We start from the raw sequence: 22,930 nt of genomic DNA, 5'->3' as shown, positions 1-22,930 counted from the left end.
GAACCAATGAATCAAAAAACATATAGGGTACTTGAGTACAACAAAATAATGGATCAGTTAAAAGCCGAAGCGGCTTCGGAAATGGCTAAAAAAATCATTTCGGATATGAAGCCTTTGGTTGATGTGACCTTAATCGAAGAATTACTAGCGGAAACCACAGAAGCGGTTTCCGTTATTGTGCATAAAGGAAACTTACCGCTGGGGAGTTTCTACGATATTGAAGACAGCTTGCATTTGGCCAGAAAAGGGGCTACTTTAAACATGAAGCAGCTCCTTCAAATATTATATAATTTACATGTCGCTCAAAATGTCTTTTCTTTTTTAAAAAGTGACTTGCCAAGATTGCCGATTATCCACGAGATTTCGGAGTTGATTTCGATTCAGAAGAATCTGGAAGCCAATATTGACCGCTGTATTCTTTCGGAAGATGAAATGTCGGACAATGCAAGTCCCGATTTAAAACAAATAAGAAGAAGTATCATTCGGCAGAATGAAGCAGTACGAAATAAGATGAATCAAATTTTGAATTCATCGGATAATCGAACACTGCTGCAAGATGCGATTGTGACGATGCGGCAAGGACGGTTTGTTATTCCTGTAAAGCAGGAGCACAAAGCTAAATTTCCCGGTATTGTACACGATCAATCGTCGACAGGAGCAACCTTATTTATTGAACCGCAAGCCATTGTGACGCTCAATAATGAACTTCGTGAATTGGAGTTAGCTGAAAAAGCAGAGATGGAACGCATTCTAGCCGAGCTTTCTTCGAACGTGGCAGAACATTATCATGAAATTTTAAACAATCAGGAATTATTAATCAAATTGGATTTGATCTTTGCAAAAGGAAAACTGAGCCTCCGGCACAAAGGTACGGATGTAAAACTGAGTGAAGAGGGTGTGTTGGATATTAAAAACGGCCGTCATCCGCTGCTCAATCAGGCAAAAGTCGTTCCTATCAATGTATCACTTGGGAAAGAATATGACACCCTCGTGATTACGGGGCCGAATACAGGGGGTAAAACCGTTACCTTAAAGACTGTCGGTTTGCTTGCGATGATGATACAAAGCGGTCTGCACATTCCTGCGAGTTCAGGAAGCACCATGCCGGTCTTTACAAAGATTTATGCGGATATTGGAGATGAGCAGAGTATTGAACAGAGTTTAAGTACGTTTTCCTCTCATATGAACAATATCGTGGATATCGTTCAATCAACAGATTCGGAAACATTGGTGCTGCTGGATGAACTGGGAGCGGGAACGGATCCCACAGAGGGGGCGGCTCTAGCGATTGCGGTCTTGGACGATTTATACAGCAAGGGAGCGCATACAATCGCTACGACGCATTACACCGAACTGAAGAAATACGCAATAGAGACCCACGGTGTGCAGAATGCATCGATGGAATTTAATGTGGAGACCTTAAGCCCGACTTATAAACTTACCATCGGCATTCCCGGGAAATCCAATGCGTTTGAGATATCTGAAAAACTGGGACTTCCAAGTGAGATAATAAGGAAAGCCCGGACCCTTCTAGACAAAGGTGAAATCGAATTTGAAAATGTAATCACGCAAATTGAAGAGGATAAAAAGCTTGCTGAAGCGGAACGCGATGAGGCAATTCTTATCAATTCAGAAATGAAGCGGCAGAAAGACGAGCTGGATAAACGCCTTAAAAAACTGGAAGAACAGAAAGAACATATTCTGATGAAGGCCCGTGAAGAGGCGAGGGATATGGTTCGTGAAGCAAAAGAGCTGGCGGATCAAGTTCAAAAAGAATTAAAAGACTTGGATAAGATGGATTCCGCGGCAGAACGGCATGCGCTGTACAATGAAAACCGAAGAAGAATTAAGTCTGTGGATTCTAAATATAGGGAAACGATTCAGACCGTAGAAAACCAAAATCCAATTGACGCGAGCAAACTGAAAGTTGGTGATCGGGTCAAAGTGCTTACAATGGGGCAAAACGGTGAACTGTTATCGTTGCCGGATGATAAGGGTGACCTGTTTGTACAGATAGGCTCGCTGAAGGCTAAAATCAATATTAAGAGTCTAATGTTAATTAACGATGGGACCAAAAAGAAAGCGGCTCCGAAGACGAGCAAATACGGAAATCTGTACCGTTCCAAGGCTCAAAATATCTCCCTGTCCATTAATGTTCGAGGCAAAAACCTGGACGATGCGGTGATGGATGTGGATAAGTATTTGGATGATGCCTATATGGCCGGATTAAAAGAGGTAACCGTTATTCATGGGCGGGGAGAAGGCATTTTACGGACAGGACTGCATGAAATATTCAAAAAACATAAACACGTGGACAGCTACCGAAAAGGTGCCTTTAATGAAGGCGGAGACGGCGTGACCGTTGTCACATTAAAGTAGGAGGAAACGATGGTTATTATAAGCGCTTGCTTTCTAGGTGATAATTGTAAATATGACGGAGGCAATAATTATACGGAGTGGATTGCAGACTTTACCAAAACTCATTCTTGCTTTCCTGTATGTCCGGAAATGGCGGGAGGCTTATCCGCCCCAAGACCTCCGGCGGAAATTATTGACGGAAGGGCTGTGAACAGGGACGGAATCGATGTGACCGAAGCATTTGAACAAGGTGCTGCATTGGTCTGGGAAGCGGCTCGAAAAAAGGCTTCAGAGCTTGGTGAAGAAATAGAAGGGGCCATCTTGAAAGCGAAAAGCCCCTCATGCGGGAGCAAGGTGATCTATGATGGCACCTTTTCTCATAAAACAGTACAAGGCGACGGCATTTTCGTACAGTTGCTGAAAAAGAACGGTATCAACGTAATCAGTGAAAATGATCATAAGGAGGATTTGTTATAATGAACAATTATAAATTAAAAATTGCAGAAATAATTTTTGAAGCAGTGGAAGGCTTAACCTTAGAAGAGGTTACCTCAATGGTAGAAGTACCAACGGATACAAAAATGGGAGACTATGCATTCCCTTGCTTTAAGCTGGCGAAGAGCCTCCGAAAGGCTCCTCCTATGATTGCAAAAGATATTGCAGAAAAGCTGGCCGGTGCTGATTTGTTTGACAAGGTAGAGAGTGTAAACGCCTATGTCAATATGTATCTTTCCAGAAAAGGCTTTGTGCAGGACGTCGTTTCTGCTGCGGTAGCGGAAGCGGAATCTTTCGGCCGAAGCGAACTTGGAAAAGGAAAAACGGTTATCGTGGAGTATTCTTCTCCGAATATTGCTAAACCGTTTCATATTGGACATATCAGAAGTACGGTAATCGGTAACTCCATTTATAAAATTTATGATTTCCTAGGCTATGATACCGTGCGAATCAACCACCTTGGCGACTATGGTACGCAATTCGGCAAGATGATCGTGGCCTACAGAAAATGGGGAAATAAAGAAGATGTTATTAATGCTCCGATTAAGACTCTTCTGGAATACTATACGAAGTTTCATGTGGAAGTGGAAAACGATCCAAGTCTGGATGATGAAGCAAGAGCGGTATTTACAAAACTTGAGAACGGTTCGCCGGAAGAAGTGGCGCTTTGGCAGTGGTTCAGAGATGAAAGCTTAAAGGAATTCAGCCGTGTATACACGATGCTCGGTATTGAGTTTGATTCCTATGCCGGTGAAAGCTTCTATTCCGATAAGATGGGGAGAATTTTGGACTGGCTAAAGGATAAGGACCTATTGGTAGCATCAGAGGGTGCACAAATCGTTGACTTGGAACCGTACGGAATGTCCCCAGCTCTTATTACAAAGAAAGACGGTTCTACCTTATATATTACAAGAGATATTGCGGCTGCCGTATATAGAAAAGAAACGTATGACTTCTATAAGAATATCTATGTGGTAGCTTCTCAGCAGAACCTGCACTTCCAGCAATGGTTCAAGATCGTGGAACTAATGGGCTGTGAGTGGGCAAAGGATTGTGTGCATATTCCATTTGGGCTGGTAAGCTTGGAAGAAGGGACGATGTCAACCAGACACGGCAGAGTCGTATTCTTGGAAGATGTACTGACCAGAGCGGTGGAGCAGACCAAGGAAATTATTCTAGAAAAGAATGTGAATACCGATAATGTGGAAGAGACAGCAGCGCAGGTAGGCATCGGCGCGGTTATGTTCCAAGAACTGTCTAACAGCAGAATAAAGGATTATGTATTCTCTTGGAATAAGGTTCTTAATTTTGAAGGAGAAACCGGGCCTTATGTTCAATACACCCATGCAAGAGCTGTAAGCATCTTAAGAAAAGCAGGCGATGAAGCTGTTCAAAAAGCGAAAGAGGTTTCTGCGTTAGATATGAGCTTTGTTCTGGGAGATAGTGCCTATGAACTGACGAAGCTGCTTTATGGATTCCCGCAAGTAGTTGTAGAAGCGGCCGAAAAATATGAACCATCCGTAGTAACAAGACATATTGTAGATATAGCGCAGAATTTCAATCGGTTCTATCATGATGAATATATTCTGGTGGATAATGAGGCTGAGAAATTAGCGAAAATTGCCCTTGTAATCGCTGCAAAGAATACGATCAAAAACGGACTGCACCTATTGGGAATCCAAGCGCCAGAAAAAATGTAGGAGGCAAGTATGAGATACGAAGGAAATATTTTCAGACCCCCGAGTGAGGCGTATAGCCTGATTATTCAAGTAACGATCGGATGTGCACACAACAAGTGCACCTTCTGCAGCATGTTTAAAGATAAAAAATTTCGCGTTCGAGACGTAAAAGAAGTATTAGAAGATTTAGACATGGCCAGAAGAACGTACAGAAATGTGGAAAAAATTTTTTTGGCAGACGGTGATGCTCTCTGCCTTTCCAATAATAAACTGTTACTCATTTTAGCGCATATTAAAAAACTGTTTCCGGAATGTAAGCGAGTAGGCGTATATGGTTCGCCTCAAGATGTACTGGTAAAAACACCGGAGGAATTGATTGAACTGCGTAAAAACGGCATCGGTATTATTTATATCGGGGCGGAATCCGGCAGCGAACAAGTGCTGAAAGACATTCAAAAGGGCGTGACGAGGGCACAGCTGATTGAGGCGGTTCAAAAGATTGAAGCGTCCGGCATTCAGGCCTCGGTTACCTTTATTTCCGGTTTAGCCGGACCGGACAGATGGGAAGAGCATGCGCTGGAAACAGCAAGCATGATTTCGGCCATGCAGCCGTCTTATGTAGGGCTTCTTACATTGATGGTGGAACCTGCCGCTCCGATTTATAATGACATCCAAGCCGGCAGATTTAAGATCCTAACGGCCGAAGAAGTTCTTGCAGAAACGATGTTGATGCTCAAGAACATCAATGTAACAAAACCATGCGTATTCAGAAGCAATCATGCGTCGAATTACGTTTCCTTAAAAGGGGAATTGCCTGCCGACAAAGACCGAATGGTCAATCAGCTGCGTGCGGCCCTGCACAATACAAACCTGATTAAGGACGAACGCTTCCGGGCTTTATAGCCATTTCACATTTTAAATTAGAAGGAATAGCTTTGTATGAAAATATTATTAACAACATTAAATTCAAAATATATTCATTCAAACCTGGCCATAAAATATCTGTATATGTCTGCTTTGGAAAACAGGCGCTTCATCGATATGAGGGAATTTACCATCAACAACGATGAAGATTATGTCTATACGGAAATTATTAGGGGAGGCTATAATGTTGTTTGCTTTTCCTGCTATATTTGGAACATGACAAAGACCATCTATCTGGCAGAGAATATTAAAAAGGCGCGGCCCGACATAAAGATATTGCTGGGCGGTCCTGAAGTAAGCTATGATTCGATTGAATTTCTCCGAAAACATAAGTCTATTGATTTTATCATTGTAGGAGAAGGAGAAGAGGTTTTTAAACAATTTTGTGAGATGACTTTGACAAATGGCAAGGCATACGAAAAAATAAACGGGCTGATTTATCGTTCAAACGGGAAAATTTATGTCAATCCGCCTGCGGATGTTCAGCATTTTGAGACGGTTCCGTTTCCGTACAGCGCACTGCTACCGGCTGATGATCGAATTGTATATTATGAATCCGTGAGAGGATGTCCGTTTAATTGCAGCTATTGTTTATCGTCCATCGAAAAGCATGTTCGGCCGCTGCCGTTAGAAAGAGTCAAAAGAGAATTGAACTTTTTTCTGCTACGTAGAGTGAGGCAAGTAAAATTTATTGACCGAACGTTTAATTATGACATACAGCGCTGTAATGAAATCATAAAATATTTGATGGAAAACGATAACGGATTGACGAATTTTCATTTTGAGATCTGTGCGGAGCTGATCAATGATGAGTTTATAGAACTTTTAAAGTCTGCCAGAAAAGGCTTGTTTCAGGTGGAAATCGGTATACAGAGCTTAAATCCATTAACGTTGGAAGCAGTAAGGCGCCCTAAGAATACGGAACGGCTTCTTCATAACATCCGCCGCATTATTGCAGTGGAAACTGTACATACCCATGTGGACCTGATTGCGGGGTTGCCGTTTGAAGACTATATTTCTTTCGTTCACTCCTTTAATGGGGTATATGCGTTAGGCGCAGATCAATTTCAATTGGGCTTTTTAAAACTGCTCAAAGGGACTGAACTGAGAGCAAAGAAGGAAATGTATGAATATGTGTTCCGTGACGTGGCACCCTATGAAGTGATAGCCAATCGCTTTATATCGGCAGATGGCATTGCTAGACTCAAGATGGTTGAAAATATATTGGATTTATACTATAACAGAAAGGGGTTTGACCGATCCCTTCGTTATGCCATTGAGAACTTTACAGAAACAGCATTCGATTTTTATGAAGAATTTGCATACTTCTTTTATTTAAAAGGGTATCAAAACAGATCCCATAAGAAGGAAGACTTATATCGCATTTTTTTTGAATTTGCAACATGGAAAGACAGGAGTCTTCCAGGTGCGGCAGATGAGGTGAAGAAACTACTCATACTGGATATGAGTGATACGTTAAATCCTGATGCCATTAAGAAATTTGATAGAAAGGGCTGGGCTATCCTGTAGGTGAAAGAATGAAAAAACTAAAAGATACGCGGAACAAAGAACAAGAGGCCGCTGAACCGAAAAGGAATACTTTATTGTCTAAAATGGGGTTAGACAATCCTGTTAACCGATCGGATTCGGAAACAGATATCAGAAAAAGGCCGGATCGTGTAGGTCTATATTTAAAAAAATATGGTTCGAATTTTGTATTCGATGAATTTTCTGATGCATTTTTGGAGAAAACAGGAACAAAGGATCTTATGAAAGGGGTTCCCATTCCCCTTAGGCAGGAAGACCTAGAGGCATTTCAAGGGGGAGAAGGCCTGAGCACCTTACATATAGCAGAAAATATGGCATGGATCATGGGTATTGATCCGAAGTTCAAGTATACGGAACACTATATTGCGTTTTTACTCAAGCTATACAATTATAAGATTTATGAAGGAATCCTAAAAGAAGGCAGGGATGCAGCTGAAAAAGAAGACTTTGACAGTGCCTGTATCCATTTCAGAGCCACGCTTTGCATGAAACCGGATTACCTTCATGGTATGTACAGTTATGCCAGGGTGTGCCGGGAAATGTACCTGAAGAGCACCGACGAGGAATATATTGGCCGCTTTAAGGCCGAATCCATTGATTATTTTGAATTAATAACGGAAGAACACCCGAACTTTGCGCAAGCTTATTACTATTTAGGGTATGCCTATATCAATATGGGGCTCTATACAAAAGCCGAACTTGCATGGAAAAACTTCATAGATAAATCCCATAATTCACAAGATCGAAAAGAAATTAAGGAACGAATGAAGCAAATTGCGGATCCGATTATGATAGAAAAAGGCTGCAATGATGTTATGGCCGGAAGATATGAGTATGGGTTAGCTATTTTAGAACCGTTTCTGAAGACACAGTTTAAAACGTGGTGGCCATTGTCCTACTATCTGGGGGTTGCCCATCTAGCTCTGGGAGATAAAAAAGAGGCTGTTACAAGCTTTAAACGGGTACTGACGATAAACGGGAGCCATTTAGAAAGTATGCAGGCATTAGCTGATATTTATGCTTCGGATGGCGATCGAGATAATGAAGTAAAATATCGAAAAAAGATAGAGCTCGTACAAGAGAACTTAAAATCAAGTTTTTCTTAACCATTAGGAAAATGAAAAAAGAATAAAAGGGAATGTGTTTCCTTAAATTCACCCTTTTTTATTGGACAAAAACCCACATATTCCAATATTTTTATGGACTTGAAATATTTTTAAAAAAATTGTTGAAAATATGTTGACAGAAGCATAGGTTTTGGACTATAATAAATCTTGTCGTCAGTGCTGACGATAAGCGTTCCAAGGTAGCTCAATGGTGGAGCACTCGGCTGTTAACCGATAGGTTGTGGGTTCGAGCCCCACCCTTGGAGCCAAACTATTAACAATTTGGAGTAAAGTCCAATATCTCAACAAGGTGCGCCGGAGTGGCGGAATTGGCAGACGCACAGGACTTAAAATCCTGCGATCTTTACCGATCGTACCGGTTCGACCCCGGTCTCCGGCACCAGTTAAATTTTAGATTTGGGTTTAACGACCCTAATAGACATCGCGGAGTAGAGCAGTTGGTAGCTCGTCGGGCTCATAACCCGGAGGCCTCAGGTTCAAGTCCTGACTCCGCAACCATGATAATTCCCCTGAATTCTAACGAGTTCAGGGTTTTTTGTTTTTGGTTTTAAAATTGGATTTGACAACAATTGTACAACAACCGGAGAAAACAAGAGGTGCCGTAAGTGCAGTCGATCATTTTCTCGACTGTTTTTTTGTTCATCCATAATAGTATAGTATATGGCTTCTAAAGTTAGGAGGAGCTTCTTCTATCAAAGAACCTTTTTCAAATAATATCGATCATATCCATTTTCCTGAATACGGTCATAGATTTGATATCCAAGGTGTTGATAGATGGCAATGCTTCTCTCATACTTTACATGAGTATACAAGCGACATTCTGATTTCCCCATACTTTTGATAAACTTTTCCCCAAAGGAGATCAATGATCCACCGACGCCTACATTACGGGACCCCGGATATACCGCCAGTGCGTCAAGCCACATAAAGTCAACATTGCCATCCTTTATAAGAATAAAACCATCTATAGAACCTTTAGTTGATGCAACAAAAACATGGTGGTGCTTGATAGCCTCATAATAATCTTCGAGCATAGGCCCCGGTGTTCGATCAATCAATAAAATATAGTCTTTAAACGCTTCAACTGCACAGGTGAACACCGCAGCGGCATCTGATTTTGTGGCTTTTCTGATTTCCATATATCCTCCTTCTAATCCTCTCCATTAATATTTTCAATAAAAATTCGACTCAAAAGAAAGTAAATAATTGAATTTTATATTAATACAATATCATTTCCTATTTTGAAATGTCAACTTGAACCTCCTACCCATTGCGGATATAAACGGAACTTGAACGCTACCAAAATACTCATAAAATATTTTGAATAAACTTAAGGTGTCTTTGGAACCCTAAATATGTTAAAATAGATGGTGTAATCTGGGAAACAACTATCTATTCTATTGAATTAAAATCAAAATCAGTTGATAGGTTTCTCAAAAAGAAAATATAAAATGATTATTGGAAATTCTAAGATTAATGAATTGAAGGAGGGAAAAATGGCTGAAAACAAGACACTTGAAAATCTAATGGAGGCTTTTGCCGGAGAAGCTCAAGCAAACAGAAAGTATCTGGCCTATTCAAAGAAGGCAGAGAAGGATGGCAACCTGAATGCCGCAAAATTATTTAAAGCGGCTTCCGATGCGGAGACATTGCATGCATTAAAGCATTTTGACGTTGCCAAAAAGGTTGGAACAACAGCCGATAATCTAAAGGATGCAGTGGCAGGCGAAACGCATGAATACAAAGATATGTATCCGGACTTTGTCAAGATCGCACAAGAAGAAGGCAATAATGCTGCGGTTATGTCATTTACCTTTGCTATGAAAGCAGAAGAAGTACATGCAAAGCTTTACCAAGAAGCTTTGGATAATCTCGATCAGTCGGAGGAAATTTTCTATTATCTATGTCCTGTGTGCGGAAACATAGAAAAATTCGTTCCCGAAAAGTGCAGCATCTGCGGTGTTCCGGGAGATAAGTTTATTAAATATTAATGTAGAAAATGTAGAATATGGAGGTAAAAGAAATGCCTGATTTTGGACATCCTTTTTCCGGTCTAGCGAAAGATCGTAAAATAAGTGACCAGGAATTAATTCGATCCATTCGATTTATGATTGCAGCAGAATATGAAGCAATTCAGTTATACATGCAATTGGCAGAATCGACAGATAATGAATTAGCTATTGAAGTTCTAAAGGACATTGCTGATGAAGAAAAAGTTCACGCGGGAGAGTTTTTGAGATTGTTAAAAGAACTTGATCCTGAAGAGGAAAAATTCTATCAGGAAGGTGCTGAAGAAGTTGAAGAAGAAATTGAGAAATTAAAAAAATAAAGATTCTTAGTCGACTAAGCACCAATAAATAAAATAAGAAATCAAAGAAAGTTCTGTTACCATTCTGTTATAGGCATAGAAGACTATGTAAAAAGCACGGAAGTAACAGAACTTTTATTTGCTGCTCTTCTGTTAGCGTATGTGCCGGACAGCAGTACAGTAAAGAAATATTTTGATGGTGGATTTGGTGGAGCAGCCGCAAATATAGATATTTCTTTCTACATAAATGCGATCAAAGCTTTAATAAAGGAAGTAAGAAATATAGAAGAATAAATTATATATTTGTCAATTATTTCGTATAGGGTTGACAGGGAATAGGTGCAGGTGATAGCATACCCTTAGAAAATTAAATAAAACATTTGATGTTCTGTTTATCAATATATTGGTAAACAGCTAAGAGGGAAGCAGGTTCAAATCCTGCGCGGTCCCGCCGCTGTAAACGAGGAGTTCTGTCATGGCATATGCGTTGAAAGAGTATGTGCGCCACTGAACGTGAGTTCGGGAAGGTTTGGCAAGGATGATGATTCGTGAGCCAGAAGACCTGCATGAAATGAGAAAGGTTCCGACGGGTAATCGGCGAGCTTTTAGGCGTTCCATACGTCTTTTCGTTATACAGAAAAACGGGCTGTAGCAATGTGCTGCAGCTTTTTTTATATGATTTTTTATTTTTAGGAGGAAGGACATGAATATTAAGTGGTTTAAGGATCCGGATAATGTTGTATATGCGGATGTCAATCAATTTGCGGAGAACTTCTCAAAGGAAACAGGCATTGATAATCTGCGTGAAAAGCTCGAAGAGTTTAAAAAAAATCCGGTGAAGGAAGGGAAGATCTTAACGGGGAAGAAGAGAACAAGCATCAAATTGATGGTACCCAATTTAACCTTTGGTCAGCCTATCGAAATGGGGGAAACCGTGTGGGTTTATTTGGGCGAAAATTATGAGAGTTACTGCCTGTATTGGCCGCAGTAAGTTTTAGTGTGAGTGGATTACAAAAGACAATTTAATAAACGTTTTATGTTCTGTTATTTTATTTAGTTTAATCAAAAATAACAGCTAAGAGGGAATCAGGTGCAACTCCTGAACGGTCCCGCCACTGTAAGCGCTTAGCAACATCTCGCAAATTTTAAATATGTCACTGGGAAACCGGGAAGGCAGAGATGTTGTGATTGAAGAAAGCGTAAGCCAGGAGACCTGCATGGAATGTCAATCGGAATCGGCGAGGAACCGATGAAGAGTATACCTCTGGGGAATTATTAATTGTATCACAAAGAAGCAATTAATTAGGGAGAGTATTATATCGGAAACAGTAAATTCGGACTGTGGCTATTGCCATGGTCTTTTTTGTTATGTAGGAAATGTTCCTTGAAATTGCTGATGGGGAATAACTTTGTGTGTAGTACTAAAGAAAGAGAGAATAGTATGAAGAAAAAAGGAGTGGCAATATTTTTAACACTTATGCTTTGTTTAAACTTATTGCCGACAATTTCACTGGCTGATACGCTGGATCTGACTCAGCCGGTGATGACTGACGAAAATGATATAGATGACAATGTTGAAAATGAGCCGGTGATTGATACCGAACATCATTCGGACAGCGGCATCGAAAATGAGCGAGTGAAACTGCAAAGCGGCGGCTCTGTTTGGGACGGCTCAACCTTAACAAAACCGGAGGTTGATGAAAAGGGAGAGTATCAGATCGCAAACGGTGAAAATTTAGCATGGTTTGCAGCGCTGGTAAATAACCAGAAGGTAACCACAGCAAGTGCAGTCCTTATAAATGACATCACTTTAAGTGCTGAGACTCCGGTGAATTGGACGCCTATAGGAAGTTCTGCAAATCAATACATAGGGAAATTTGATGGCGCCGGGTATACGATAAGTGGATTACTGATGATCAACGGAACCGCTGCTAACCAGGGGCTATTCGGCTATGTAGGCAGTACAGGAGTTATCAAGAATGTGGCACGAGAGGGCAGTCTTGAGGCCGGTGGAGAAAGTGCAGGCGGGATTGTCGGTTATAATGCCGGTTCCATGGAAAATTGTTTTAATAAAGCGACTATTAGTTCAACAAAGAAATATGTGGGAGGCATTGCAGGAAGCAACTACGGTAATATCGTAGGATGTTATAATGTGGGAAATGTTTCTGGCAAATCTGATACGGGCGGCATTATAGGGCAGAACAGGGCGTCAAGCCTTAGCAACTGCTATAATCTAGGCAAAGTGGAATCCACAGGTAGCAATACGGGCGGATTGGTAGGCTATGGTTATGTAGGAACCATCTCAAATTGCTATAACGTTGGTGAAGTGAAATCTACATCAACTTCTAATGTAGGTGCAGCGATAGGCTTCAAGGGACCGTCAGCCGTTATAAAAAGTATTTATTACGATAACAAATCTTATACTGTAGGTGTAGGAAATGATTCCGCTAATACAAATGCCATTGCCAAGTCTTCCAACTACATGAAGACAAATGACTTTGTAGCGGAACTTGGCGGAAGTTTTGTTGCTGATACAACACCCAATCAGAATAGTGGCTATCCAATCCTTGGATGGCAAGATCCCAATGCCAAGTACATCGTCGCCTTTGAGATAAATCAAGGGGGGGCGGAGGTAACGGTTGAGGATGCAGATGGCGAGGCCATGGTTGCCGAAGCAGACGGAACATACAAATTGAGTAACGGTACCTATTTGTACAGAGTTACTAAAGACGAATTTGATACAGTGGAAGACCACTTTACGGTTAATAATGGCGGGAAAAAGATAACTGTCAATTTAGTTATTAAAACGTATGCTGTAGATTTTGAAGGAATGATTCCGTCCGATGCGGCAGTTATTGTAAAAAATTCAGAAGGTCAAACCGTAAGCGGAAGCAGCGGACACTATACGTTGCCAAAAGGCAGCTATACATATACCATTGAAAAATTTGGTTTTCATACATTAGAGGGAAGCTTTACTGTCAATGGCACAGCGGTAACTATCCCAAACATCGTATTGGCGGAAACTCCTCGAAGTAGGGTTCATTTTGACGTTTCATTTGCTGATGGCAACTCATCGGCTGCTGCCATAATCACGTTAAAACACGGCAATGAGGTGCAATCAAAAGGTGAAAACGGAAGCTATCGTCTGCCCGATGGGGATTACAGCTATACCATAGCCTGTAATGGATATAAAACGATAACCGGAAGCATTGCGGTCAACGGGGAAGAACTTAACATCCAAAAAACCATGGAAGTACGTGGGGTTTGGAGCGGAGCATCGGAAGAGCCGACAACCGTAGTAAAGGATGGGAAAACCTATTATCAGATCGTAAACAGTGAAAACCTTGCGTGGTTCAGCAACCATGTGAGTTCAGGGAATGTAACGGCTAATGCTATTCTGATAGGAAATCTTATTTTAAGCAATGAAGAGAAGAGCAACATATGGACTTCTATCGGTAGTAATGTAAACCCATATGCCGGAACGTTTGACGGACAGGGGTATAAGATCAGCGGACTGAAGGGCACCAATGGCCTTTTTACCTATAGCCAGGCTGGCAGCACTGTAAAAAATGTTATGGTGGAAGGAGAGATTACTCAAGCTACTAGTAATGTCGGCGGCATAATGGGCGTGAATTACGGCAGCATCAGCAATTGCTCCTTTAGCGGCAGTATTGTCGCAACCGGACAACGTGTGGGAGGCATTGCAGGAAATAACTCGGCAGGCATCATTGAAAACTGCGTCAACTATGCTTCCATTAAAACATCAACCACCTTATTTTCAACAGAATTAGACGTAGGCGGTATCGCTGGACTATCCTATGGAATAATCAGCAATTGTTACAATGCAGGAAATATTTCAGGTTCCTGTCCTGGCTCAGGCTGTGGGGAAATCGGCGGTATTACAGGTAAATCGACAAATGAGATACAAAATTGCTATAACGTCGGCACCATAACCAAAGAAAAAGAATCCATGGGCAAAATAGGTGCTGTAGCAGGAAGTACTACCGGAAGTGTAAAGAATTGTTACTATCTGACAAACAGCTTTAGTACGGGTCTGGGCAGCGGAACTGGAGATGCCGTAGGGAAGAGCACCTCCGAGATAAAAGATAACGATTTTGTCACGACTTTAGGAAATGCCTTTAATAAGGATTATTCGGGAGATCAAGCCATCAATAATGGATATCCTGTTTTAAAATGGCAAGGGGGAACGGAAGCCGGACCAAACTTAGATGTAGAAGCGGTAGCAAAGGACAGAACCGCCCTTGAAATCACGAATCTTATTATAGCGGAAACCGGTACTATAAATCTTCCTAGGGCAGGAGAAAATGGAACGACTATTACGTGGTTCAGCAGTAATCCGGCAGTCATCACACAGGATGGAGCAGTGACACTCCCATTGACAGGGAATGTAAAAGTGACCCTTACGGCCACCATCACAAAAGGAAAAATTTCAGATACCAAGCAATTTGAGCTGACAGTGAAATCCCAGGAAGAAGCAACCAAGGATTATCTGGATAAGGCAAATACTGCATTAACGAATGTAAAAGTTATAAAGCCGACATTTGGAACGGATACCAATATTGTTAGCGTAGTACAAAAAAAGTTAGACGCTCTTGGCTATTCGGGTATCTCTGTCAGTTTGCTGAATAATGTAAACGAAAAATATATTGCGCCGAACGGCGACATTACTTATTTTTATACCGATCCGAATTTAAACGATATGCTAAATTTCGGACAAGTCAGCGATTTACAGTTTGCATTAAATAAAAATCAGCAAAGTGTAAATTGTAAGTTGGCTGCCAATATTTGGTGGGATCAAACCAAGGTCATTCAGACCATGACCGATCAAATTGCTGATAAATTGACCTTTGACCTGATTAAAGGTCAAAATCAAGAGATGACAAATATTACAAAGGACTTATGTTTGCCTCAACTGGTAGATGAGAGAAAATGGGTAACCATCTCCTGGGAGTCAAACAGTACTTATGTAAACATTTTGGATTCCAAAGGTATACCATATAGTGATTTGACCGGAAAAATAACCACACCCGAGGAAGATACTGAAGTTACGTTAACGGCTACCATTACATTTAATAAAACAAACAGTATGAGTGGCGAAGCAGACATAAGGATAACAAAGACTTTTGATCTGAGCTTACAGGGAGATAATTCCGTTGATTGGCTCAGCTATATGCAGACTCAATTAGATGCCAATTACACCATTAATAAGTTAAAAGTATCTTCGAGCGGTAAAATAATAGAACCTGATAAAATCACGGATGACATTCAGTTACTGACTCCAAAGAATACGGGCATTGAAAACTATAGTAATTATAACTTCACTGTATCAAGCAGTGATCCGAGTACCATTAAGATTAATGGGTATCGCGCAGTGGTTTACAGACCGCTTCCGGGGGAGACGGCTAAAACAGTGATCCTTACTGTATGCATGCAGCGAAAAAATACCGATACCATCGTAACGAAAGATTTCACTTTAACCGTTCAGCCTATTCTACAAGATGAAATCGACAAAGAAATAGCGTTGATGGAAATGGTGAAAGCAAATTATGCGACGGGCATTCTGAACGGAATGAGTGCGGATCATGTAACGAAAAGCTTGCGTGCGTTTCAGGAGTGTTACCTAAACGATCAGAATGAACTGGTTTGGATATATAATTACAATAACCGTACAGATACAGGGATTCAACCGTATGATCTACCAAAAGAAGGGTACGATGAATCCTATAATTTATATCATTCAAGTAAACCAACAATCATCCAACATGAAAATTTGGTACTAGCATCAACGCCTAAAGACGATACAGAAGTAACCATAACAAGTAATTTACAAAGTATCCGATTTGCAAAATATGCGGAAAAGTATCCGAACGATGAAAACTTTAAAAAGTTAGTGAATCAGATTGTAACGGCAACGGTCATTGTAAAGGGAAATGGAGGCGCGGAAAATCCAAATCCGGACATACCTGATGTAGAAGCAAACGTGACGATTAAGGCACAAGTGGAAGGCACTTTCGTCGTTGCTCCTCAGGATGTGAACGTAGACTATAGGTTAGCGGAGGACTACGGATATCCGGATACCGTGGAAAACCATGTATCTACTTTAGATGCTTTAGTAAAAGCACATGAACTTATCTTTGGCAAAGAATTTACAAAAGATACGCGGAGCGACTTCTTGCAGGTAGGCTCGAATGGCAATATTTCAATACTATTTGGAGTGGAAACTTCTAACAATGGGTTTGCCGTTAATGGAAAGGCTCCAAATGATGGTGTGTACAATGAAACCTATCAAGGATATACCGGTTATACCATCAATCAAGCACAGGTAAAAGACAATGATGTAGTAGACTTCTTTATCTATCAAGATGCGATTGGGTATTCCGATTATTATGCTTGGTTTGAAGAGGGCAGCAGGATTGAAGCAACGTCGATTGTTCCGTTTACGGTATCCTTAAAAGGTTTTTGCTTTGCTGTCTATGGAATGAAGGATGCCAATGAGATCAATCAGAATAAAATAAACCTTACAGGGATACAGCTGGCGCTTGTCAATGGAGACGGACAAGTTATCCCTATTGAAAATGCAGTTACCGATGCAAATGGGAGTGCCACATTAAGTCTACCGAAAGGCACTTATTCCCTGACGGCCATCGGAAACGAATCAACAAAAATAATCCTGCCTTTTTCAACGATTGTAGTTGGGACAGGAGAGCAGCTACAGGCAGCCAAAACCGCTGCTATCCAAGAACTTAATACGTATAAAAATATATCCGAGTATCGTGCAGCACAGCAAACAGAACTAGAGGAAGCAATCAATAGAGGCACTGCTGTTATTCAGGATGCAGGCACAGTAGTTCTGGTAAACAAGGCCCTTTTAGAGGCAAAGACGGAGCTTGATGCGATAAAAACAAATGCACAGTTGACGATAGAGGAAAGAATAGCCGCTGAGCAGGATGCTTATAATGCTATTTATCAAAGTTTGACGGCCTATAAAGGAGGTACTGCGTCAAGTATCACCATAAGCATTCCTTATACAGGAACGGGGAGTGAAATCCAAAAAAATATAATCAATCTATATTTAAATGTTTTATTTGAACACCCTGAATTATTCTATGTAAGAACCGAATATAGCATTGATATAGAAGGGAAAACAGCTACACTATATCCTTCGATCATTGGACAGTTTAAAGAGGCTGCTGCGTTAACGACGGCTAAAACGGACTTTAACGACGTAGTAACTTCGGCTGTAGAAAACTGCATTCTTCCTGGAATGACGGATGTGGAAAAGCTTTTAGCTCTTCATGACTGGCTTGTAGATCATTGTCAATATAATCAACAGAGCTCCCACACCGGTTCGGCTGATACCTTGACCGCTTATACGGCTTACGGTGCTATGGTGGATGGGGATGCGGTTTGCCAAGGCTATTCACTGGCGATGAATTTATTGCTGGAAAAAGCAGGGGTACCAAGTTATTATGTAAGCGGCAATGATCATTCGTGGAATGTAGTGAAGATTGCAGGAAGGTGGTATCATGTAGATTCCACTTGGGCAGATTCAACACCGGACAGACCGGGTGAAGTAAAACATCAATATTTCTTGCTCAGTGACAGCGAAATAAAAGATGCGAGCCATCACAGTAAATGGGAAAACAGATATGATATTAAGTGTCCGCAGTCCTATGCGGGGGATACTCCGTGGTTAACGAGTACACTGCCATTTACCTATGATACCAATGAAAAAGCATTTTTCAATGTCGAAAATCAGAATAATGGGACAAAATATCGCAAGATAAGCTTTAATTCTGAGGGAAATGCAACGGTACAGGTGTTGCAGAATATTGGATTGGAAAATATCCGTTCACAGGCTGAATACAATGGAATTCTTTATCTAGTGGACAATACAGGCGATGTATATGCTTACGATGTAAAGAAGAAAGTTAAAAAATTAATATTGGATGAGACTGTTGCAATGGATCCTGGCTATGGGGTCCTGATTCGAAATCAAAAACTCATCATTCGGGCTTACTATCAAGATGTGGAGGAATTAGAGCTATACAAAGAAGACCCTGTTTCCATAGTGAAACCAACGGCAGTCGTGACCTTTATGCCCGCTCCGGGTCAGTTCATAAATAAAGAGGAAATGCTTTACAATGCCTATCCGAATCCGGAAGTGACCTTAGAAAATCCACTTTCAGAAAAGGTTGTCTCACTGGGAGCTTATGGCGGATATATTGTATATGGGTTTGATACCCCTATAACAAATGATGAAACCAATGCCTATGGTATAGACTTTATTGTTTATGGCAACTCAGGAAATGGCAATAGTGAACCGGCAGCCGTTATGGTCTCTCAAGATGGGAAGACGTGGTATGAATTGGCAGGAAGCGAATATTATAATGCCGATACAAAGAGAAATCTGACCGTAACCTACACCAATCCGGATACCTCTTTTACAAAAGCTGCCGATGTGGCATGGTCTACTTCAGATGGAAAATCCGGAGTTGTATATAAAAATAATACGCACCAGCAGCCATACTATCCGAATCCGAAAACATATGATGTGTATAATACGGGTATTGGTGCAAATCCGAACTATTCAAACACTTCTCTTTCTTTTGCCGGTAATAAGATTAGTGTAGATGGAACCCCTTCCTTCGGATATGCGGATTCGCATGCTACCGGAAGTAATAACATTGCGGTAAATCCATACAAAGGAAGTATTGGAACCTATAACGGCGACGGTATGGACTTAGCTTGGGCAGTTGATGAAAACGGGAATCCCGTGAAAATCAACAGTGCCAAATACGTTAAGATTTATACGGCAGTGCTCCAGGATAACGGCGTAATGGGAGAGACTTCTTCTGAAATCGCAGGTATTCTTAAAGCCCAGAGTAAAGAAAATGCAGTAGGGAAAACGGAGGACTTAAAAGAGATCATCATAAATGGTCAAACAATTTCGTTACAAAGCGGTCAATATCAGTATGTAGTGGATGCTGCGAATGCAAAAAGTTTGAACGTTAAAGCAACCGGTACAAGTACGGATAACCTGTTTATTAACAACAAACGGGTTGCTTCAGGTACATACTCAGAACCACTGGCAGTAGCAGATAAAGTTCGAATTATTGTTCAGAATGGAGAAAAAGAACCGATCATTTATATGATTCATGTTACGGGAACTGATTTTCCAAATAATTCAGAAGTTGAATTAAACAACTATATATCGGATTTAGTGATCACAAAGCTGCCAAATAAGACTGTATATAAAGTAGGAGAAAGCCTGGACACGGCCGGTATGGTTGTTAAGGCGAAATATATATCAGACGGAAAAGGTAGCTTAAAAGAAATTGATATTAATAACTGCTCCATTAATGGTTTTGACAGCAGTACAGCAGGCGCTTTAAGTGTTAAAGTAGCCTATTACGAAGATTATTATGATGATAATCATAATTTTATTAAGCGAATCAATACGTCGGCTATTTTTGTTGTAAATGTTAAAGCGGAGCAGGCAGATCCTGTACCGGAAAAAGAACAGTCGGTTGTATTGACGATTAAAGGAGCAAACGGTAAGACGTGGACCAGTAATAGCTACGTTATTAATCCGGGAGTTACCACCGTTATGGACGCGCTAAAGGCCGTATTAGCTCTTAATGGAACAACCTATACCATTAAAGCAGGGGGCAAATATATTTCGAGTATAGACGGACTGGCTGAGTTCGATCTGGGTAAAAATTCCGGATGGATGGTGACAGTAGATAATTATCTAATTGACGTAAGTGCGGCTGATTGGAAATTAAACGGCAGTGAAAAAATTGTTTGGTTCTATACAGAAGATTGGACAAAGGTCTCAGGAACAAAAGGTTGGGTTAAAGAAGAAGAGGTAGTGGAAAAACCTGCCTTAGATACCACCAAAACAGTGACGAGTACGGTAAAAGTGGAAGTAAAAGTAGATAAGAGCGGACAGGCCAGTGCATCCATAGGCTCTAAAGATATCAATACTGCCATCACAGATGTTTTAAAGAAGGCTGAAGCTGCTGAAAAACAGGGAGATACCGTAAAAAAAGAAGTAGTGATTGAGGTGAAAGCAGATTCGACGGCTAAGCGTGTTGAAACGACTATTGCGAAAGAAGCGGCTAAAGAACTGAATGATAAGGTGGATGCCGTTACATTAACGACACCTATCGGTGACATTACCTTTGATAGACAAGCATTTGCGTTTCTTCTCAAACAGGAAGCAGGTGATTTGAAGCTGACTGTTATAAAGACAGAAGCCGATGATTTGATAGCAGGGAATACCGCTCTTTCAGAGAAAGCAAAGTCAACGATACAGAAGGGAAAAGTCTTCGAAATCACGATAAGTGCAGGAACAAAACAAATCTCACAATTAGAGGGAAACGTAATGCTAAGGATACCTTATGAAAGAACGGAAGACCAAAAAAGAGAGGCAATTGTTGCGTACGTGCTAACCAAGGACGGAACCCTGAAACCTGTTATCAAAGGTAAAATGGAGAATGACGGAAACCTATTTAAAATGCCGGCAGACCAGTGCTCGACCTATGTGATCGCCTATAATGATATGAACTTTGATGATACAAAAAATCATTGGGCAGATACCAATATTACATACCTTGGCGCAAGAGAAGTGGTAAAAGGAATGACCGAGTCGACCTTTGCACCAAACGCCACGATAACAAGGGCACAATTTGTACAAATACTTGCCAATATCAATGGTGAAGATTTGAGTCAATATACGGATACGGCATTTGATGATGTAAAAGCAACAGATTGGTATTCCGCATCAGCGCTGTGGGCGAAAAAAGCAGGCATCGCACAGGGCGCCAATGGGAAGTTTGATCCAAATACAACTATTACAAGACAGGATATGGCGGTGATGATAACAAGATATGCTGCAAATGTAGATCGGATTAGCTTGAACACAGGAGATTATGAAACTACATTTTCGGACAGCTCAACCATTGCTTCTTATGCGGTGGAAGCTGTAAAAGGTATGAAGGCAGCAGGCATAATAAACGGCGTTCAAAACAGCCAGGGAACATACAATTTCAACCCGGGAAGCAGTGCCACAAGGGCAGAAACTGCAACGATGATTGTAAACTATCTGAAGCGATAATCTTACAATACACTGAACCAAGAGGTTGAATAGGACAATAGCGAAGCTGTGGTTAGCGATGGGTGCATCTCACCTACGTCTCACTGTACAGAAAAAGGGGTTGCGGCATTTTGCTGCAACCTCTTTTTTATATCATGTCCAGCGTATACGTGATCAGAGCAAAGATATATAAATTGCAATATGTAAATAATGAAAAATTTTTTTATAATTGACAAATTCCTGCAAGTATGATAAATTCTTCTCATAAGTTAGCTATAGCTAACTATATAAAAATGTACAAGCAATAAGTAAATATAGGCAGAATACTGAAATGGGAGGTGGAAATCGGTGGAAACGTGTTGGATGATAATAGGTATGTTAGTGTTAATATTAGGTATATATACGGGAGCAATAGCAGGCGTAAATCTGAAAGAATAGATATTTATAAAAACAGTTGAATCTATTTTCTGTTGGTGATAATATAAGGTATAGATTTATATATGAACGGCGATGGAGTTCGCCTTTAAACGCTTTTAGCTAATGACTCCTACAAGTGGTTTTTCCGCTATGTAGGAGTTTTTTGTATGATATCACTTTACTTAGGAGAATAAAAATGCACTATGTATACATTGCTATATTTGGAGCCCTTGGTGCTGCTGCCCGATATGGGATAAGCATAACATTTGAAACGGGAATTTTTCCGTATAACACCTTGTTTATTAACGTCATAGGATGTTTCCTGTTGGCGATAGTTGTAACATATTTATCGACATTTTCAAAATTGTCACATGCATTGATTACCGGCCTTGGAACCGGATTAATTGGCTCCTTTACTACCTTTTCAGCTTTTAGCATCCAAGCTTGTGATTTGCTTTTGGGTGGTCATTACTTCATAGCATCAGCCTATATTCTATCTAGTTTAATAGGTGGATTTTTATCGGCGGCTGTAGGGGTATATGTCAGCAACAAACTGATAGCTGGAAGGGAGATAGAAGGAAATGATTGAAGTTCTTATGGTGATGCTTGGCGGGGCGATCGGAGCATTAGGGCGATTCATTATATCTTCATTTATAAAAAGAGTGATTCCAATAGAATTCCCTTTCGCAACCTTATTCATTAATTTAATAGGCTCTTTTTTAATAGGAATGTTGTTGGGTGTTCATCCGGGCAATTTAAGCCAACTGCTGTTCGGTACTGGATTTTTGGGCGGCTTCACTACCTTTTCTACTTTTGAAATGGAAAATATAACGTTATTTCAAAAGAAAGAATATAAAAAACTTTTCTTATATGTTTTAGCTTCTTGTAGCCTGTGCATTTTATTAGCTAGTCTAGGATTACACATTGGACATGTATTGAAGGGTTTTTGATA

The 22,930-nt window shown here is 40.7% G+C and carries 13 protein-coding genes, 3 tRNA genes and 3 riboswitches; of the genes, 15 read left to right on the top strand and 1 reads right to left on the bottom strand.

What is annotated here, in order from left to right; genetic code table 11:
- Positions 1 to 6 precede the first annotated feature (6 nt).
- The 9 genes from JYB65_RS12790 (at position 7) to JYB65_RS12750 (ending at position 8,629) form a co-directional block, all read left to right on the top strand.
- Positions 7 to 2,379 (top strand): endonuclease MutS2, encoded by a 2,373-nt coding sequence (locus JYB65_RS12790; RefSeq protein ID WP_206583072.1) that lies wholly within the window; start codon positions 7 to 9, stop codon positions 2,377 to 2,379.
- 9 nt (positions 2,380 to 2,388) lie between these two features.
- Positions 2,389 to 2,835, top strand: coding sequence for a 2-thiouracil desulfurase family protein (locus JYB65_RS12785; RefSeq protein WP_206583071.1), 447 nt, complete (start codon positions 2,389 to 2,391; stop codon positions 2,833 to 2,835).
- On the top strand, positions 2,835 to 4,553 hold the full coding sequence (gene argS / locus JYB65_RS12780) for an arginine--tRNA ligase (RefSeq protein WP_206583070.1): 1,719 nt from the start codon (positions 2,835 to 2,837) through the stop codon (positions 4,551 to 4,553). The genes JYB65_RS12785 and argS overlap by 1 nt, the downstream gene beginning before the upstream one ends.
- A 9-nt stretch (positions 4,554 to 4,562) precedes the next feature.
- Complete coding sequence (locus tag JYB65_RS12775; RefSeq protein ID WP_206583069.1) at positions 4,563 to 5,435, top strand: radical SAM protein; 873 nt, start codon at positions 4,563 to 4,565, stop codon at positions 5,433 to 5,435.
- Between the two features lie 36 nt (positions 5,436 to 5,471).
- On the top strand, positions 5,472 to 6,986 hold the full coding sequence (locus JYB65_RS12770; protein WP_206583068.1) for a B12-binding domain-containing radical SAM protein: 1,515 nt from the start codon (positions 5,472 to 5,474) through the stop codon (positions 6,984 to 6,986).
- Positions 6,987 to 6,994: 8 nt separating this feature from the next.
- Positions 6,995 to 8,110, top strand: coding sequence for a tetratricopeptide repeat protein (locus JYB65_RS12765; RefSeq protein ID WP_206583067.1), 1,116 nt, complete (start codon positions 6,995 to 6,997; stop codon positions 8,108 to 8,110).
- 194 nt (positions 8,111 to 8,304) lie between these two features.
- Positions 8,305 to 8,379 (top strand) — tRNA-Asn (locus JYB65_RS12760).
- Between the two features lie 45 nt (positions 8,380 to 8,424).
- A tRNA-Leu gene (locus tag JYB65_RS12755) sits at positions 8,425 to 8,513 on the top strand.
- Between the two features lie 40 nt (positions 8,514 to 8,553).
- Positions 8,554 to 8,629: transfer RNA gene (locus JYB65_RS12750), tRNA-Met, on the top strand.
- Between the two features lie 194 nt (positions 8,630 to 8,823).
- Here the strand turns inward: JYB65_RS12750 and JYB65_RS12745 are convergent.
- Complete coding sequence (locus tag JYB65_RS12745; RefSeq protein ID WP_206583066.1) at positions 8,824 to 9,270, bottom strand: GNAT family N-acetyltransferase; 447 nt, start codon at positions 9,268 to 9,270, stop codon at positions 8,824 to 8,826.
- Positions 9,271 to 9,627: 357 nt separating this feature from the next.
- On the opposite strand from JYB65_RS12745, the gene JYB65_RS12740 reads away from it, so the two are divergent.
- The 6 genes from JYB65_RS12740 to crcB all read left to right on the top strand — a co-directional run bounded on the left by JYB65_RS12740 (position 9,628) and on the right by crcB (position 22,928).
- Complete coding sequence (locus JYB65_RS12740) at positions 9,628 to 10,122, top strand: rubrerythrin family protein (RefSeq protein WP_206583065.1); 495 nt, start codon at positions 9,628 to 9,630, stop codon at positions 10,120 to 10,122.
- A 32-nt stretch (positions 10,123 to 10,154) separates the two neighbouring features.
- The gene (locus JYB65_RS12735; protein ID WP_206583064.1) at positions 10,155 to 10,460 is read left to right on the top strand and encodes a ferritin family protein; all 306 of its coding nucleotides are present in this window, start codon (positions 10,155 to 10,157) and stop codon (positions 10,458 to 10,460) included.
- A 345-nt stretch (positions 10,461 to 10,805) separates the two neighbouring features.
- Positions 10,806 to 11,023: riboswitch (cobalamin riboswitch) on the top strand.
- 119 nt (positions 11,024 to 11,142) lie between these two features.
- On the top strand, positions 11,143 to 11,430 hold the full coding sequence (locus JYB65_RS12730; RefSeq protein WP_206583063.1) for a hypothetical protein: 288 nt from the start codon (positions 11,143 to 11,145) through the stop codon (positions 11,428 to 11,430).
- Between the two features lie 28 nt (positions 11,431 to 11,458).
- Positions 11,459 to 11,674: riboswitch (cobalamin riboswitch) on the top strand.
- Positions 11,675 to 11,880: 206 nt separating this feature from the next.
- The gene (locus JYB65_RS12725; protein WP_206583062.1) at positions 11,881 to 21,582 is read left to right on the top strand and encodes an immunoglobulin-like domain-containing protein; all 9,702 of its coding nucleotides are present in this window, start codon (positions 11,881 to 11,883) and stop codon (positions 21,580 to 21,582) included.
- A 476-nt stretch (positions 21,583 to 22,058) separates the two neighbouring features.
- Positions 22,059 to 22,118, top strand: a riboswitch (Fluoride riboswitch).
- Between the two features lie 56 nt (positions 22,119 to 22,174).
- Positions 22,175 to 22,567, top strand: coding sequence for a fluoride efflux transporter FluC (locus tag JYB65_RS12720; protein WP_206583061.1), 393 nt, complete (start codon positions 22,175 to 22,177; stop codon positions 22,565 to 22,567).
- Complete coding sequence (crcB, locus tag JYB65_RS12715; RefSeq protein ID WP_206583060.1) at positions 22,560 to 22,928, top strand: fluoride efflux transporter CrcB; 369 nt, start codon at positions 22,560 to 22,562, stop codon at positions 22,926 to 22,928. The genes JYB65_RS12720 and crcB overlap by 8 nt, the downstream gene beginning before the upstream one ends.
- Positions 22,929 to 22,930: the final 2 nt, after the last annotated feature.

The organism is Clostridium aminobutyricum (assembly GCF_017255415.1).
GTDB lineage: Bacteria > Bacillota > Clostridia > Peptostreptococcales > Anaerovoracaceae > Aminipila > Aminipila aminobutyrica.
The sequence above is the reverse complement of the archived record's forward strand: the minus strand, read 5'-3'. Positions and strand labels throughout refer to the sequence as shown.